This is a genomic window from Klebsiella sp. JB_Kp031 (assembly GCF_040064295.1).
Lineage (GTDB): Bacteria > Pseudomonadota > Gammaproteobacteria > Enterobacterales > Enterobacteriaceae > Klebsiella > Klebsiella quasipneumoniae.
In genome coordinates this window covers 22,957-38,275 of sequence record NZ_JBEAJW010000031.1, presented here as the reverse complement: position 1 = coordinate 38,275, position 15,319 = coordinate 22,957, and the positions used below count along the sequence as shown (strand labels likewise).

Here is a 15,319-nt window from a genome sequence, read left to right as displayed (position 1 = left end):
TTCGATATGGCTAAGTGATATGAAACAAACTCTCTCCAGTCTCAGCGGAGACACGATAAAAGCGATTGTTTTAGTTTGCCTCGCCGTCGGGGTGGTAGGCATGTCCTATGGGTCGCTGGCGGTGGCTTACGGCTTTCCCTTATGGGTGCCGCTCGTACTTTCGGTGTCCGTGCTGGCGGGCGCCTCTGAATTTATGTTTATCGGTATTGTCGCCAGCGGCGGTAGCCCGCTGGCCGCCGCCGCCGCCGGCCTGTTAGTCAACGCGCGCCATATCCCTTTCGGGGTGACCGTGCGCGAACTGGTTGGTCGGCGCGCCTTAAGCTTTATCGGGTGCCACATTATGAACGACGAGAGCGTGGTCTTTGGCTTGTCGCAGCCCACCCCCGCGCAGCGCAAAGCGGCCTACTGGCTGTGCGGCGCCGGCGTAGCGCTGATCTGGCCTTTGGGTACGCTCACCGGCGCCGCCGTCGGCAAACTGCTGCCGGCGCCGGAAACCATCGGGCTTGACGCGGTCTTCCCGGCAATCCTGCTGGCGCTGGTGATCCCGGCCTTTAAAAACCGTACCACGCTGATCCGCGCCGTCAGCGGCGCCGCGCTGGCGCTTGCTGCCGTGCCGTTTGCGCCTACCGGGCTGCCGGTGCTGCTCTCGTTGTTTGGTTTACTGTCGAGGAAAAAATAATGGGCAATATGACGCTGTTTATCGCCGGTATCGCCATCCTGTCGCTGGGAACCTATCTGATGCGTCTTGGCGGCGCGAAGCTTGGTAATCGGCTGGCATTTTCCGAGCGCTCGCAGGCGCTGCTTTCCGATGCGGCGACGGTGCTGCTTTTTTCCGTCGCCCTGGCCACCACTTTCTATGAAGGCCCGCATTTCGCCGGCATGGCGCGCGTTCTGGGCGTGGCTGTCGCTGTGTTTCTCGCCTGGCGCAAGGTGCCGCTGATCGGCGTGATTATCGCCGCGGCGGTGGTGACGGCGCTGCTGCGGCTGGCGGGTATGTCCTAGGACGGGTAGGCGTAATTCGCCAAACCGGTGCGTTGTCCGCTAATTGTGCCTTCGAGCCAGTGAATAACCGCCGTTATCTCCAGCGGGCGCTGCTGGTCTATCGTCAAAAGGGGCCCTAAAGACATGGGCTGCGCGCGCCCGGCCAGCTGGGCCAGCTCCGGCAGATACTCTTCGCCGGGGTGGCCCGGCGGCCGCGTCGCCAGCCGCGAGGCATAGCGCGCGACCGCCAGCTCGGGGGAGATATGGTTCCAGATCTCAATCACCTGCTCCACGCCCGCCTGCCGCAGCAATTTTTGCAAGGTCTCCCGGGGCTGAAAGCCGAACCAGGCGTCGATCAACCAGACCATACTGGCAGGCGACGCGGCGACAATCGACCAGATCACCTCATACGCCGCACAGCCCAGCTGGCGATTCATTGGCCGGTCGACCGGGGCCAGACGCGCCATAAACGGCTCTTTGATGCCGTCGATCGTCAATACCGGCAGGCTGAAGGTCTCCGCCAGCAAACGGGTGATGGTACTCTTCCCCGAGGCCGGAATGCCGTTGATTAAAATAGCCGTTTTGCAGACTGGGGTCAGATGTCTGTTCATAGTAATGCGACAACCTCCTCCCGGCTGCGGGCCATCCGCAGTTTGGCCATCGTGTCATTGTTATCCAGCAGCGCGACGATGGAGCGGATCCCCTCCTCGATATGCGCATTGCTATCACGGGCGCCAAACATAATGACAATGTCGGCTTTTTCACTGTCCGCAAAGGGAATCGGCTTTTCCAGCAGCACCAGGCTAAAGCAGTTGCGTCTGACGCCGCACTCGGGTCGGGCATGGGGGATAGCAATACCTTCATCGAAGACGTAATAGGCGCCATGGTTCAGGGTATTGTCGATCACCGCCTGGCTATATTCCGTCGAAATAAAGCCTTTTGCCTCCAGCGGGCGGGCAGCCAGCTTTATTACCCGCTGCCAGTCGGACTCCACAACGCCAACCTGAATGGCATCGGCCTCAATAAGCAGTTCTTTTATGGTCATTCTGTATTCCTAAATATTGCGGCGAATAATATTGCGTAAATTATCAATCTGCAGAAACAGCGTATCAATATTCTGCCGGTGGGTGGTGCTTTTGGCATATATGGATAGCGCCCGGTTGTAAGTCAGCATCAATGTTTTTTGCACCTCGCTATTGCCAGGCTGGCGCTGTAGTTCGCCTTCCAGCCTGGCAATCTCCTCCGCCAACTGACGGGACTGTTGATCATAATCCTGCAGCGGGGTTTGCTCTTTTTTCCACAACGTTTTCAATGATTCAAACATAGCAAGTTCCCTCCCTGGCGGAAGACAGGGCAACGAAATAGAGAGTGACGGAGAAAACGTTATTTAAATAACGCCATTTTTTCCATTAAGACTTCAGTGACCGCCTGGTTGGCGGGAATTAAGAATTTCCGTACGCTGTCATTCACTTTCCCTTTCTCAAACGTCGTTTTACAGCGGTCAACCCACTGCACGTTCATTTCCGTCCCGACGTTCACTTTATTAATCCCTTCGGTGACGGCCAGCCGCATATCCTCATCGCTGACGCCGGTACCGCCGTGCAGCACCAGCGGCACGCCGGTCGCCGCGCTAATCTGTTTCAGCCGCTGGTGCTGTATCTGCGCTTTACCGGTGTAGAGGCCATGCACAGTGCCCACCGAGACGGCCAGCATATCGACCTGGGTCTCCTCCACAAAGCGTTTCGCATCTTCGACGGTGGTAAAACAGATATCTTCCGCCGCCACCGCTTTTCCATCCTCTGACCCACCGATCGCCCCCAGTTCGCCTTCTACCGTAATATTGCGCGGGCGGGCCATCTCCACCACTATTCGCGTATTACCGATATTTTCCTCAAGGCTTAAATGTGAGCCGTCGTACATCACCGACGAAAAGCCCGCGTTCATTGCCGTCTCGATGGCCTTAATATCTGAGCAGTGGTCAAGATGCAGACAGGCTGGAATATTTTCACTGTCCGCTAATGAACGCACGGCGTCGACCAGCAAACGATAGCCGAGGTACTCCGCGGTCCCGGTTGAAATTTGGATCATTAACGGGCTGTTGCTGTTTTGCGCGGCTTTGAAAAACGCCGGCAGCATCTCAATACAGTGCAAGTTAAACGAGCCAATCGCTTTAAAATTTCTCGCTTGGGCAATTTTTAAAATCTCATTGAAATTATACAGACTCATGAACATTTTCCCCTTTCGGCTTAGCGGATTTCCCGTTGACAAACCATGCCAGTGCGGCGACAAACACAATAAATAAGGCGACAAAGAGCCAGTTATTCTGGAAGGCGTGGCCTAATACCAGACCCGAGCTGATGACGTCAGAGTCGCTGAAGGTGACGCCCGTAAAGCCATAGCTCTCCAGCATGGGTACCAGAATGGCCGGCAGAAACGTGATAAACAGGCCGTGAATAACCCCGCCGATCATCGCCCCGCGGCGTCCGCCCAGCGCGTTGCCAAAAACCCCTGCCGTGCCGCCGGCGAAAAAGTTGGTTAACAGCCCGGGGAGGATCATCGCCAGACCGAACATCGGGAAAACCAGCATGCCGATAATCGAGCCGACGGTCGTCGCCAGAAATCCGACAATCACCGCATTCGGCGCATAAGGAAACAGTACCGGGCAATCAAGAGCCGGCTTCGCATCCGGGACAATACGCATCGCGATACCGCGAAAGGCCGGCACCAGCTCATTGAGCAATAAACGCACGCCGCTATAGAGGACAAAGACCCCGGCGACAAACTGAATGGACTGCATAAAGGCATACATCAGGTAGTTAATCCCGCCGGAGAACTGCGCGATGTACTGGGGGCCCGCCGCGATAGCCGGGATGAGATACATCGGCACCATCACCACCGCCATGGCCAGATAGGTATCCTGCAGAAACTTAAAGTTATCAGGCAGCTCGAGATCTTCCGTGGAGCGGGAGCCTTTGCCGACGACCTTTGCGACGGCGGCCTGCACCAGATAACCGATGGTACAGAAGTGCCCCAGGGCCACGTCGTCAGATCCGGTAATGCGCCTGACCACCGGCTGCGCCAGGGCCGGCATTAACACCGCCATCACGCCGCCGAAGATGCCCCCGGTTAAAATCAGCGGTACGCCGGTGAGCCCGGACTTATAGCCAATCACGGCGCCGATCGTCGCCATCCACAGCAGCGCCTGGCCGGTCAGGAAAATATATTTAAGCGGCGTCAGACGGGCGATAATAATATTGACGGCAAAGATCACCAGCAGCGTCAGCGCCACTTCCGAACCTAATTCCCGATTCGCTAACCCGGCGATGGCGGCCACATCGGTAATATAGCCTTTCATGCCAAATCCCTGGGTGAAGATATCGTTCAGAAAGGTTAGCGTGGCGACAATGATGTTGATCCCCGCCATCATAATTAAGAAGCCAAGCAGCGTTTTAAACGTCCCTTCCGCGGTTTTGCCCGGCGATTTCTTTTGCAGGATCAGGCCAAGCATGGCAATAAAAGCAATAAGAATGGATGCCTGGCCAAGTAAATCCTTAACGATAAACGCAACGAAGCTATTCATAATCAGCCACCTTCAGATGACGTTCTTTTAAGAATGCGACGATCTTGGTTTCAATTTCCTCTTTATCCGTAAGCTTATTGAGCACCACGACGCGTTTAATTTCCTCTTCAGTGGCATCGGCGGTTAAGATGTCGGCAAAGGTTTTTTGCGTCAAAATCATATCCGATTTAAAGGCTCCGGCTTCGGATACGGTGGTGTGTTCAATATGAGCGGGAATTTCCAGCTTTTTTAAAACTGCCTTCGCCGTCATTTCAATGGCAAAGCTTGAACCGAGGCCGCAGCCACATACGCATAAAATTTTCAGCATGGAGGGTCTCCTCAAATAATATTGAGTTGCTTGGCAAGTTTATAATGATGTCCTTCAGTATCGACCAGACGTTTTTTCATACTGACTAAATCAATCGGAATAGGTTTGTTACTGGAATTAATTATTATGGCTTTATTTTTCATACCTGACTGAATACAGCGAACCACTTCACTGGCCATAATGGTGCCCTGATAAATCTCTTCACAGGTCGGGTCACCGCTGCGTAGGCCATAACCGACAATCGTTTTACGGATTCGGACGCCGATTTGCGGTTCCAGCTGTTTGATCATGGTATCAATCGCTCCCTGAAAGCCGGGAGAGTATTCTTTGGTGTAGCCTTCTGAGCAGAGGATAACGACGCTGTTCTGCGTGCTCAGCTTCCGGGTAATCCGCTCCGCAAGCATGGCCAGCGGCATCTGCGCCTCCGGGATCAGGGCAATATCCGCATTGCATTTAATGGCGGACTGTAACGTTAATTCTCCACAATAACCTCCTAATATCTCAACCATAAAAACCCGCCCCGGCAGCGCTCTTCCGGTATTTCTTAAACGGGAGACTTCTTTAATAATCTGCTCGCAGGCCGTGGAAAAACCAATCGTATAATCACTGCCATACACGTCATTATCGATAGTCATTCCCACGCCAAAGCAATTAATATCAAATTCACTTAGGGTATTGAGAAACTGCAGGCTGCCGTCCCCCCCGGCCATAATAAGCACGTCAATACGCAGCGATTTCAGTTTTTTAGCAATCATTTCATATTCGCTGCGCTGTAGTTTGCGACTGGTTCGTCCGGAGGTAATGATCGGCACCGCGGTAATGGAGAAATCAACCAGATCGCGCCACGCGATATCCTGATGATTTTTCTCCAGCAGGCCAGGAATACCGCCATTAAACAGCGTGATGTCGGCATCAGCCTGCCTGGCAATCTGGAATATAAAATTATTCATTCCCGAAACATCCCCGCCGCTAATAACGATGCCAATTTTCATGACGCCTCCTCGCTCATTTGCCTGACGACATTTTTCCCTGACTGCAAGACTTGTATTTGCAATGGAGATCACATAATGCTTATTAAATTACGTACATGAATAGTTGACAGTCACAACGGCGGGCTTATTTTTGTGACAAAGATCGCACATACAGAGCGTGTTCTTCATCGCTTTTCCTTTTTAATATCTTTATATTTCATAGCGTTAAAATATCGAGATATTCAACAGTGAAGATGTTTCATTGGCGGTAATAATGGGGAGTTAAGAAAAGAACGGAAACGTGAGTACTGCCACATTTTTTTCGCGGCGGTGGGGAATAGTGGCTGTTTTTTGCCGAAACGGAAACAAAAAAAGCGCCCTGAGGCGCTCTTTCGACAGTAGCGTTACGCTTATTTGTTCAGTTCCGCAGTCATATGCACGCGGTTGCCGGTAAACGCTTCGGTAATTTTGTAAGACGACGCGCCTGCTGCCTGGGCCTGTGCGGCGATTTTCGCTTCCGCGCCGTCCATCGTTGCAGCGGTAGCGGTGACGGTTTCAGCGGCGAAGGAAGCAAAAGAGGCGGCCATAGCGATTACTGCGACAAAAGTTTTGATGCTTTTCATGATATAAACCCTTTCATTTAGTTGTTTAGATAAGGCGTTGTGCCTTGATGTGTTAAATAGTAGCCCGCACATCACCAAACAAAAAGCGGAAGGATTTGCTGTCATTATTCAAATTTACTGATTAACTTTTAACCCGCGATCAAACGCTGCGGGTGGGTGTAGATCGTCGCCCTGCCCGGCTTGCAAAAGCCCACCAGCGTCAGGTTGCAGCGCTCGGCGACCTCCACCGCTAAGGTGGTGGCTGCTGATACCGCGAACAGGATCTCGACCCCGCACATCGCGGCTTTCTGCACCATTTCATAGCTGGCGCGGCTGGAGACCAGCGCGGCGCCCTGCTGCCAGCCCTCACCGATTTCCGCCCGCCGGCCCAGCAGTTTATCCAGCGCCACATGCCGGCCGACGTCTTCAAAACCTCCCGCCAGTTCGCCCGTCGACCGGACCCAGGCGGCCGCGTGGGTACAGCCGGTGAGTCGGCCGACCGGTTGAAAGTCGTTAAGATGCGCCAGGGCCTGGTCGAGATTGGCGATATCGAACGTCTGAGTGAACGGCAGCGGTTGAACCGGCTTACCAATATCATTGAGCTGCTCGACGCCGCAGACCCCGCAGCCGGTGCGCCCGGCCAGCGCGCGACGCCGGGCTTTGAGCCCCATAAAACGCCGGCTGGAGAGTTCAATCTGCACCTCAAGGCCGTTGCATACCGACACCACGTCCATGCCGAAAATCTCCCGCCGATGCTCAATAATCCCTTCGGATAAGGAGAAGCCGACGGCGAACTGCTCCAGGTCTTTCGGCGTGGCCATCATCACCACGTGGGAGATACCGTTGTAGACCAGCGCGACCGGTACCTCTTCCGCTAACTCATCTGGCTGAGGATGTTGCAGATCCTCGCGCTTCCAGAGGGAGACCTGGCGATATCCTGTGACATTCGTCACATTTTCGATTTGTTCGAGAGGCTTCTTGTTCACTTTGCTTTAACCGTATTGGAACAGGCATACACACAATGTGGTATTCTGTTTTTATCCCTTCAGGAATGAGGGAAATATGCCCTAATTCTGAACCTTTGCGGCTCTCACCGCAAAGCAAATAACTACATGTGACAATGTCGAAACAAGGAGCGAACCATGCAGGTCAGCAGAAGGCAGTTCTTTAAGATCTGCGCTGGCGGTATGGCGGGAACCACGGCAGCAGCGCTGGGCTTTGCCCCGGCGACTGCGCTCGCGGAGACACGGCAGTACAAATTGCTGCGCACGCGCGAAACCCGTAACACCTGCACATACTGTTCTGTCGGCTGTGGGCTGTTGATGTATAGCCTCGGCGACGGCGCGAAAAACGCCAAAGCATCCATTTTCCATATCGAAGGCGATCCGGATCATCCGGTCAACCGTGGTGCGCTCTGTCCGAAAGGGGCTGGTCTGGTGGACTTTATCCATTCTGAAAGCCGCCTGAAATTCCCGGAATATCGCGCGCCAGGCTCCGATAAATGGCAGCAAATCAGCTGGGACGAAGCGTTCGATCGCATCGCCAAGCTGATGAAAGAGGACCGCGACGCCAACTTTATCGCGCAAAACGACGCTGGCACCACCGTCAACCGCTGGTTGACCACCGGGATGCTGTGCGCCTCCGCCTCCAGTAACGAAACCGGCTATTTAACGCAAAAATTCACCCGCGCCCTCGGGATGCTGGCGGTGGATAACCAGGCGCGTGTCTGACACGGACCAACGGTAGCAAGTCTTGCTCCAACATTTGGTCGCGGTGCGATGACCAACCACTGGGTGGATATTAAGAACGCCAACCTGATCGTGGTGATGGGCGGTAACGCCGCTGAAGCGCATCCGGTGGGATTCCGCTGGGCGATGGAAGCCAAAATCCATAACGGTGCCAAACTCATCGTTATCGATCCGCGCTTCACGCGTACAGCGTCGGTGGCTGATTTCTATACCCCGATTCGTTCCGGTACCGACATTACCTTCCTGTCGGGCGTGATCCTGTATCTGCTGAATAACGAAAAATTCAACCGCGAATACACCGAAGCCTACACCAACGCCAGCCTGATCGTGCGTGAGGACTACAGCTTCGACGACGGGCTATTCAGCGGCTATAACGCAGAAAAACGCCAGTACGACAAAACCAGCTGGAACTATGAGCTGGACGAAAACGGCTTCGCCAAACGCGATACTACGCTGCAGCATCCGCGCTGCGTCTGGAACCTGCTGAAGCAGCACGTTTCCCGTTATACCCCGGATGTGGTCGAAAACATCTGTGGTACGCCGAAGGCCGACTTCCTCAAAGTCTGTGAATACATTGCTGAAACCAGCGCGCCGGATAAGACCGCGTCGTTCCTGTACGCTCTCGGCTGGACCCAGCACTCCATCGGCGCGCAGAACATCCGCACCATGGCGATGATCCAGCTGCTGCTGGGCAACATGGGGATGGCGGGCGGCGGCGTCAACGCCCTGCGCGGCCACTCCAATATCCAGGGTCTGACCGACCTCGGCCTGCTCTCCACCAGCCTGCCGGGCTACATGTCGCTGCCTAACGAAAAACAGGCCGACCTGCAGACCTACCTGACGGCTAACACGCCGAAGCCGCTGCTGAAAGACCAGGTCAACTACTGGGGCAACTATCCGAAGTTCTTCGTCTCCATGATGAAAGCCTTCTTCGGCGATAAAGCGACAGCAGAAAACAGCTGGGGCTTTGACTGGCTGCCGAAGTGGGATAAGAGCTACGACGTTCTGCAGTACTTCGAGATGATGAATCAGGGCAAAGTGAATGGCTATATTTGCCAGGGCTTTAACCCGGTCGCCTCGTTCCCGAACAAAAACAAGGTCGTCGCTTCCCTGTCGAAGCTGAAGTTCCTCGTGACCATCGACCCGCTCAATACCGAAACGTCCACCTTCTGGCAAAACCACGGTGAGTCGAACGATGTTGACCCGTCGAAAATCCAGACCGAAGTGTTCCGTCTGCCGTCCACCTGCTTCGCCGAAGAGAACGGGTCTATCGTCAACTCCGGCCGCTGGCTGCAGTGGCACTGGAAAGGCGCGGACGCCCCGGGGATCGCTGTCACCGATGGCGAAATCCTCGCCGGTATCTTTACGCGCCTGCGTAAGATGTATGCCGAAGAGGGTGGCCCGGCGCCAGAGCCAGTGCTCAACATGACGTGGAATTACTCCACGCCACACGAGCCGGCGTCGGAAGAAGTGGCGATGGAAAGCAACGGTAAAGCGCTGGCGGATATTACCGACCCGGCGACCGGCGCGGTGATCGTCAAGAAAGGGCAGCAGCTGAGCTCCTTCGCACAGCTACGCGACGACGGCACGACCTCCAGCGGCTGCTGGATCTTCGCCGGAAGCTGGACACCGGAAGGCAACCAGATGGCGCGCCGCGATAACGCCGATCCGTCCGGTCTGGGCAATACGCTGGGCTGGGCCTGGGCATGGCCGCTCAACCGCCGCATCCTGTATAACCGCGCCTCCGCGGACCCACAGGGTAAACCGTGGGATCCTAAACGTCAGTTGCTGAAGTGGGACGGCGCGAAATGGGGCGGCGTGGATATTCCGGACTACAGCGCCGCCGCGCCTGGCAGCGACGTCGGTCCGTTTATCATGCAGCCGGAAGGGATGGGCCGTCTGTTCGCTATCGATAAGATGGCGGAAGGACCGTTCCCGGAACACTACGAGCCGTTTGAAACGCCGCTCGGGACTAACCCGCTGCACCCGAACGTGGTCTCTAACCCGGCCGCTCGCGTCTTCAAAGGCGATCTCGAGCAGATGGGCAAAGCGGAGAAATTCCCGTACGTCGGCACCACTTACCGCCTGACCGAACACTTCCACTACTGGACCAAGCACGCGCTGCTTAACGCCATCGCGCAGCCGGAGCAGTTTGTGGAGATCGGTGAAAAACTGGCGAATAAGCTTGGCATCAGCCATGGCGATACCGTCAAGGTCTCCTCCAACCGCGGCTACATCAAGGCCAAGGCGGTGGTGACCAAACGTATTCGCACGCTAAAAGTTGACGGTAAGGATATCGATACCATCGGCATTCCTATTCACTGGGGCTATGAGGGCGTGGCGAAAAAAGGCTTTATAGCCAATACCCTGACGCCGTTCGTCGGTGATGCGAACACGCAGACGCCGGAGTTCAAAGCTTTCCTCGTGAACGTGGAAAAGGTGTAACGGAGACGACTTATGGCTTATCAATCGCAAGATATTATTCGTCGTTCCGCGACTAACGGTTTCACCCCCGCGCCTCAGGCGCGGGACCACCAGCAGGAGGTGGCGAAGCTTATCGACGTCACCACCTGTATCGGCTGCAAAGCCTGTCAGGTGGCCTGCTCCGAATGGAACGATATTCGTGATGAAGTCGGTCACAACGTTGGGGTGTATGACAACCCGGCGGACCTGACCGCCAAGTCATGGACGGTGATGCGCTTCTCGGAAGTGGAGCAAAACGACAAGCTTGAATGGCTCATCCGCAAGGATGGCTGCATGCATTGCGCCGATCCGGGCTGCCTGAAGGCCTGCCCGTCAGAAGGCGCGATCATTCAGTACGCCAACGGCATCGTCGATTTCCAGTCCGAGCAGTGCATCGGCTGCGGTTACTGTATCGCCGGCTGTCCGTTCGATGTGCCGCGTCTGAACCCGGAAGACAACCGCGTCTACAAATGTACCCTGTGCGTAGACCGCGTCACCGTCGGCCAGGAACCGGCCTGCGTGAAAACCTGCCCGACCGGCGCCATCCACTTTGGCTCCAAAGAGGATATGAAAACGCTGGCCGGCGAGCGCGTAGCTGAACTGAAAACCCGCGGTTACGACAATGCGGGCCTGTACGATCCGGCCGGCGTCGGCGGTACCCACGTCATGTACGTGCTGCACCATGCCGATAAGCCGAATCTGTACCACGGCCTGCCGGAAAACCCGGAGATCAGCCAGACCGTCAAGTTCTGGAAAGGCATCTGGAAACCGCTGGCGGCCGTCGGCTTCGCCGCGACCTTCGCAGCCAGTATCTTCCACTACGTCGGCGTCGGTCCGAACCGCGCGGAAGAGGAAGAGGACAACCTGCATGAAGAGAAAGACGAGGTGCGCAAATGAAAAGACGTGACACCATCGTGCGCTACACGGCGCCGGAACGCATCAACCACTGGGTCACCGCCTTCTGCTTCATCCTGGCGGCGGTAAGCGGGTTAGGTTTTTTCTTCCCGTCCTTTAACTGGCTGATGCATATCCTCGGCACGCCGCAGCTGGCGCGAATTCTCCACCCGTTCGTCGGGGTGGTGATGTTCGCGTCGTTCATCATCATGTTTTTCCGTTACTGGCACCACAACCTAATCAATCGGGATGATATCTTTTGGGCGAAGAATATTCGTAAGATCGTCGTCAACGAGGAGGTGGGCGATACCGGACGCTATAACTTCGGCCAGAAATGCGTATTCTGGGCGGCGATTATCTTCCTGGTACTGCTGCTGGTGAGCGGTGTGATCATCTGGCGTCCGTATTTTGCGCCGGCTTTCTCAATCCCGGTGATCCGATTTGCGCTGATGCTGCATTCATTTGCCGCAGTGGCGTTAATTGTGGTTATCATGGTGCATATCTACGCCGCCCTCTGGGTGAAAGGCACCATTACCGCGATGGTGGAAGGCTGGGTCACCAGTACGTGGGCGAAGAAACATCACCCGCGCTGGTACCGAGAGGTCCGCCAGAAACAGGAAAAGTCATCTGAATGAGTATTCGCATAATCCCGCAAGACGAGCTGGGTTCGAGCGAGAAACGCACGGCGGAAGCAATTCCGCCGCTACTGTTCCCCAGGCTGAAAAATCTGTATAACCGCCGCGCTGAACGTTTGCGCGAGCTGGCCGCCAATAACCCGCTGGGCGATTACCTGCGCTTTGCCGCGCTGATCGCCCATGCCCAGGAAGTGGTGCTGTACGACCATCCGCTGCAGATGGATCTCACCGCCCGTATTAAAGCGGCCAGCGAACAGGGCAAGCCGCCGCTGGATATCCACGTCCTGCCGCGCGACAAACACTGGCACAAGCTGCTGCACTCGCTGATTGCCGAGCTGAAGCCGGAGATGAGCGGCCCAGCGCTGGCGGTCATTGAAAATCTGGAAAAAGCCTCTGAGCAGGAGCTGGAGCAGATGGCCAGCGCGCTGTTTGCTTCCGACTTCGCCTCGGTCAGCAGCGATAAAGCGCCGTTCATCTGGGCCGCGCTGTCGCTCTACTGGGCGCAGATGGCCAGCCTGATCCCGGGGAAAGCGCGCGCTGAATACGGCGAACAGCGCCAGTTCTGCCCGGTGTGCGGCTCGATGCCGGTCTCCAGCATCGTGCAGATCGGCACCACCCAGGGGCTACGCTATCTGCACTGCAATCTGTGCGAAACCGAGTGGCACGTGGTACGCGTCAAATGTAGCAACTGCGAACAGAGCCGCGATCTGCACTACTGGTCGCTGGACAACGAGCAGGCTGCGGTGAAAGCCGAAAGCTGTGGCGACTGCGGAACTTACCTGAAGATTATGTATCAGGAGAAGGATCCGAAAGTCGAAGCCGTCGCCGACGATTTGGCATCCCTGGTGCTCGACGCCCGCATGGAGCAGGAAGGCTTCGCCAGAAGCTCAATTAACCCGTTCATGTTCCCCGGCGAAGGGGAATAAGTTCTGCGCTCCTATAACGGGCGACTCAGGTCGCTCGTTATCATTCATACGGTGTGAACACGCCGGAAATGCTCTCCTTAGCCCGTTTCTGCTTCTCCAGATATTGTTCAACTTTTAGGGTGCTGTTCAGAAGGACAAGGTATTACGGCGCACCGGATAACGAGCAAATTACACCTGATAAAAACGAAGAAAAAGCAGATCTTTGCTGAGAAATACGCTTCTGCGAGCCGCTTTCCACAATGCGATCGCGGCTTTATTCGGTATATCTTTTTCGCAATAACCAGGCTATAACACTGGATATTAACCCAGTAAAAGGGACTTGCCATGACGTTGGAAAAAGGGATTGCTTCGCTGGTTGAGGAGTTTATTGCTGCGGGGCGGCCATCATCGCGAGAACAGAGTATTGATGACCGGAGAAACGGCTATCTCGCCAGCGCCGTTCTCGCAGGGGAAACAGAAACGCGGGTGCAGGTTGAAGACATCGCGCTCGATGGCATGACCTTGCGCGCCGTCTCGCCGCCAAAAAGCAACGGCTTACTACCCACCATTGTGTATTATCACGGCGGCTGTTTTGTCAGCGGCGGCTTTGCCACCCACGACAATCAGCTCCGCCAGCTAGCCTGGTTCAGCGGTTGCCGGGTGATCGCCGTGCAGTACCGCCTGGCGCCGGAGCATACCTTTCCGGCGGCGCACGATGACGCAGAACAAGGTGTCATGATCATCCACCGGCACGCGGAGCAGCTTGGCGTTGACGCCTCACGCATCACACTGGCTGGCGACAGCGCCGGCGGGCACCTCGCTCTGGTAACGGCCCTGCGCCTGAAAGCGAATGCGGCGTGGCAACCCGCGCAACTGATTCTGATTTATCCCATGCTCGACCCCACCGCCAGCATGGCGAGCTACGTCAGCAACGGCGCTGACTATGTGATTACCCGGGACACGTTGTTGAGCGGCTATGAAATGTACCTCGCCTCGACGCCGGCGAACCATCCGGATGCCAGTCCACTCTGGCGCGACGATTTTCACGGTCTGCCGCCGGTGCATATTCTGACGGCGGAGTTCGATCCTTTACGCGACGAGGGCGAAGCGCTGCATCGAAGGCTGATGGCGCAAGGGGTGGAGAGTTCCTGTCAGCGCTATCTGGGGGTGATCCACGGCTTCTTTCAGCTGGGTGGGATCAGCCGCGCCGCGCGAGATGCCATGCGGGATATCGCCTGGCGCTTAGCATCGCCAGGACGATAACCGCCCGCGGCTTACTCTTCCTCGTTGCCGCCCTCTTCGTAAGAGCCAAAGGGCTTCGCCGGCAGCACGATGTAGATCCCCTCGAAAACGGCGCCCTGTTTATCGTCGCCAAAAAGCTCCACCTGCATTTGCACGCGGGCTTTACGCCCACGCGCCAGACGGTCGAGATCGCCGCTCAGCGAACCGAGGTCGGCGATGGCGCTGGGGCGGCCGCTAATGGGCTGACTGTAGCGGATATGCGCATCCGCCAGAATGATGGTGCCCCCCAGGTGCCGCTCGCGCAGCATCAGCCAGATAAGCCCCCATCCGGTTAAGGTAGCGAGCGAGAACAAACTGCCGGCAAACAGCGTGTGGTGCGGATTCTGATTTCCCGCTTCCGGCATGGTGGTAATAAATTTCTGCCCGGTGTACTGCTGGATGCGCACGCCCATTTTTTCACTCAGCGGGATATGCTGATACCACGCCTGCTGTAGTTGCGCGCACCAGTCGCCACGGTGGAGAATGTCGTCCAGCGATGCGACCGGCTTAATCATCAGGAAATGACGGATCGGCGTGGTGGTCGGGGTGGTGATCTCCCCCTGATTGATAAAGCCGAGCTTGGCGAAAAACTCCACCGCATCTTCGCGAGCGCTACAGGTGACCCGCTTAACCCCTTCCTGACGCGCGACGGACTCCAGGGTCATCGCCATCAGCGTACCCAGCCCTTTATCCTGCACCGAGGGATGAACGGCCATAAAGCGAATGGAGGCTTCATTCTCTGCATTGATATATAGCCGGCCGACAGCCACCAGGTTGCCCTCTTCATCCACCACCATCTGATGATGCGCCATCGCATCCCAGGCGTCACGTTCCGAACCCTTAGGCTGATGCAGCGGCTTACGCAGCATTTCCCAGCGGAACTGATAGTAGCTCTCTAACTCTTCTGCTGTTTGCGGTACACGAAGGTGATACATAGTCGTACTCTCTTTTG

Annotated in this window: 17 protein-coding genes; 7 read left to right on the top strand and 10 right to left on the bottom strand. The window is 56.0% G+C overall.

What is annotated here, in order from left to right; genetic code table 11:
* Positions 1-19: 19 nt before the first annotated feature.
* Positions 20-679, top strand: a complete 660-nt coding sequence (locus ABLV64_RS14690) for an AzlC family ABC transporter permease (RefSeq protein WP_032431168.1) — start codon at positions 20-22, stop codon at positions 677-679.
* The gene (locus ABLV64_RS14685; RefSeq protein WP_032455455.1) at positions 679-1,002 is read left to right on the top strand and encodes an AzlD domain-containing protein; all 324 of its coding nucleotides are present in this window, start codon (positions 679-681) and stop codon (positions 1,000-1,002) included. Before ABLV64_RS14690 ends, ABLV64_RS14685 begins: the two co-directional genes overlap by 1 nt.
* Here the strand turns inward: ABLV64_RS14685 and ABLV64_RS14680 are convergent.
* The 9 genes from ABLV64_RS14680 to fdhD form a co-directional block, all read right to left on the bottom strand.
* Positions 999-1,592, bottom strand: a complete 594-nt coding sequence (locus tag ABLV64_RS14680) for an ATPase AAA (protein WP_032455454.1) — start codon at positions 1,590-1,592, stop codon at positions 999-1,001. The genes ABLV64_RS14685 and ABLV64_RS14680 overlap by 4 nt on opposite strands.
* Entirely contained in the window at positions 1,589-2,026 is a 438-nt protein-coding gene (locus tag ABLV64_RS14675; protein ID WP_004203645.1) for a PTS sugar transporter subunit IIA, read from the bottom strand. The genes ABLV64_RS14680 and ABLV64_RS14675 overlap by 4 nt, the downstream gene beginning before the upstream one ends.
* A gap of 9 nt (positions 2,027-2,035) precedes the next feature.
* The gene (locus ABLV64_RS14670; protein WP_064183871.1) at positions 2,036-2,305 is read right to left on the bottom strand and encodes a hypothetical protein; all 270 of its coding nucleotides are present in this window, start codon (positions 2,303-2,305) and stop codon (positions 2,036-2,038) included.
* A 59-nt stretch (positions 2,306-2,364) separates the two neighbouring features.
* A complete protein-coding gene (locus ABLV64_RS14665) occupies positions 2,365-3,207 on the bottom strand; it encodes a class II fructose-bisphosphate aldolase (protein ID WP_049115286.1) in 843 nt (280 codons plus the stop codon).
* Complete coding sequence (locus tag ABLV64_RS14660) at positions 3,194-4,561, bottom strand: PTS sugar transporter subunit IIC (RefSeq protein ID WP_004203642.1); 1,368 nt, start codon at positions 4,559-4,561, stop codon at positions 3,194-3,196. Before ABLV64_RS14660 ends, ABLV64_RS14665 begins: the two co-directional genes overlap by 14 nt.
* A complete protein-coding gene (locus ABLV64_RS14655; protein WP_004203640.1) occupies positions 4,554-4,868 on the bottom strand; it encodes a PTS sugar transporter subunit IIB in 315 nt (104 codons plus the stop codon). The genes ABLV64_RS14660 and ABLV64_RS14655 overlap by 8 nt, the downstream gene beginning before the upstream one ends.
* 11 nt (positions 4,869-4,879) lie before the next feature.
* Entirely contained in the window at positions 4,880-5,860 is a 981-nt protein-coding gene (locus ABLV64_RS14650) for a 6-phosphofructokinase (RefSeq protein ID WP_004203638.1), read from the bottom strand.
* Positions 5,861-6,249: 389 nt separating this feature from the next.
* On the bottom strand, positions 6,250-6,462 hold the full coding sequence (locus ABLV64_RS14645) for a YdgH/BhsA/McbA-like domain containing protein (RefSeq protein ID WP_004203637.1): 213 nt from the start codon (positions 6,460-6,462) through the stop codon (positions 6,250-6,252).
* Between the two features lie 128 nt (positions 6,463-6,590).
* Entirely contained in the window at positions 6,591-7,427 is an 837-nt protein-coding gene (gene fdhD / locus ABLV64_RS14640) for a formate dehydrogenase accessory sulfurtransferase FdhD (RefSeq protein ID WP_017899836.1), read from the bottom strand.
* A gap of 156 nt (positions 7,428-7,583) precedes the next feature.
* Here fdhD and fdnG point away from each other — a divergent pair, with 156 nt between their 5' ends.
* From fdnG to ABLV64_RS14615, 5 genes are all read left to right on the top strand, one after another.
* On the top strand, positions 7,584-10,634 hold the full coding sequence (gene fdnG, locus ABLV64_RS14635) for a formate dehydrogenase-N subunit alpha (protein WP_085956538.1): 3,051 nt from the start codon (positions 7,584-7,586) through the stop codon (positions 10,632-10,634).
* 12 nt (positions 10,635-10,646) lie between these two features.
* Positions 10,647-11,549, top strand: coding sequence for a formate dehydrogenase subunit beta (fdxH, locus tag ABLV64_RS14630; RefSeq protein WP_002882822.1), 903 nt, complete (start codon positions 10,647-10,649; stop codon positions 11,547-11,549).
* Positions 11,546-12,181, top strand: a complete 636-nt coding sequence (gene fdoI, locus ABLV64_RS14625) for a formate dehydrogenase cytochrome b556 subunit (RefSeq protein ID WP_004203632.1) — start codon at positions 11,546-11,548, stop codon at positions 12,179-12,181. Before fdxH ends, fdoI begins: the two co-directional genes overlap by 4 nt.
* Positions 12,178-13,107: a formate dehydrogenase accessory protein FdhE gene (gene fdhE, locus ABLV64_RS14620; protein WP_004203631.1), complete on the top strand. Its 930-nt coding sequence runs from the start codon at positions 12,178-12,180 to the stop codon at positions 13,105-13,107. Before fdoI ends, fdhE begins: the two co-directional genes overlap by 4 nt.
* A gap of 324 nt (positions 13,108-13,431) precedes the next feature.
* Positions 13,432-14,349 carry an alpha/beta hydrolase gene (locus ABLV64_RS14615; protein WP_217325180.1) on the top strand — a complete coding sequence of 306 codons (918 nt, stop codon included), beginning with the start codon at positions 13,432-13,434 and terminating at the stop codon, positions 14,347-14,349.
* Between the two features lie 11 nt (positions 14,350-14,360).
* On the opposite strand, the gene fabY is transcribed toward ABLV64_RS14615, so the two are convergent.
* Positions 14,361-15,302: a fatty acid biosynthesis protein FabY gene (gene fabY / locus ABLV64_RS14610; protein WP_025999202.1), complete on the bottom strand. Its 942-nt coding sequence runs from the start codon at positions 15,300-15,302 to the stop codon at positions 14,361-14,363.
* Positions 15,303-15,319: the final 17 nt, after the last annotated feature.

Bases quoted from the DNA above. Each gene is read 5' to 3' on its own strand.
- ABLV64_RS14690 (WP_032431168.1), top strand. From the start codon at position 20: ATGAAACAAACTCTCTCCAGTCTCAGCGGAGACACGATAAAAGCGATT.
- ABLV64_RS14685 (WP_032455455.1), top strand. From the start codon at position 679: ATGGGCAATATGACGCTGTTTATCGCCGGTATCGCCATCCTGTCGCTG.
- ABLV64_RS14680 (WP_032455454.1), bottom strand. From the start codon at position 1,592: ATGAACAGACATCTGACCCCAGTCTGCAAAACGGCTATTTTAATCAAC.
- ABLV64_RS14675 (WP_004203645.1), bottom strand. From the start codon at position 2,026: ATGACCATAAAAGAACTGCTTATTGAGGCCGATGCCATTCAGGTTGGC.
- ABLV64_RS14670 (WP_064183871.1), bottom strand. From the start codon at position 2,305: ATGTTTGAATCATTGAAAACGTTGTGGAAAAAAGAGCAAACCCCGCTG.
- ABLV64_RS14665 (WP_049115286.1), bottom strand. From the start codon at position 3,207: ATGAGTCTGTATAATTTCAATGAGATTTTAAAAATTGCCCAAGCGAGA.
- ABLV64_RS14660 (WP_004203642.1), bottom strand. From the start codon at position 4,561: ATGAATAGCTTCGTTGCGTTTATCGTTAAGGATTTACTTGGCCAGGCA.
- ABLV64_RS14655 (WP_004203640.1), bottom strand. From the start codon at position 4,868: ATGCTGAAAATTTTATGCGTATGTGGCTGCGGCCTCGGTTCAAGCTTT.
- ABLV64_RS14650 (WP_004203638.1), bottom strand. From the start codon at position 5,860: ATGAAAATTGGCATCGTTATTAGCGGCGGGGATGTTTCGGGAATGAAT.
- ABLV64_RS14645 (WP_004203637.1), bottom strand. From the start codon at position 6,462: ATGAAAAGCATCAAAACTTTTGTCGCAGTAATCGCTATGGCCGCCTCT.
- fdxH (WP_002882822.1), top strand. From the start codon at position 10,647: ATGGCTTATCAATCGCAAGATATTATTCGTCGTTCCGCGACTAACGGT.
- fdoI (WP_004203632.1), top strand. From the start codon at position 11,546: ATGAAAAGACGTGACACCATCGTGCGCTACACGGCGCCGGAACGCATC.
- fdhE (WP_004203631.1), top strand. From the start codon at position 12,178: ATGAGTATTCGCATAATCCCGCAAGACGAGCTGGGTTCGAGCGAGAAA.
- ABLV64_RS14615 (WP_217325180.1), top strand. From the start codon at position 13,432: ATGACGTTGGAAAAAGGGATTGCTTCGCTGGTTGAGGAGTTTATTGCT.
- fabY (WP_025999202.1), bottom strand. From the start codon at position 15,302: ATGTATCACCTTCGTGTACCGCAAACAGCAGAAGAGTTAGAGAGCTAC.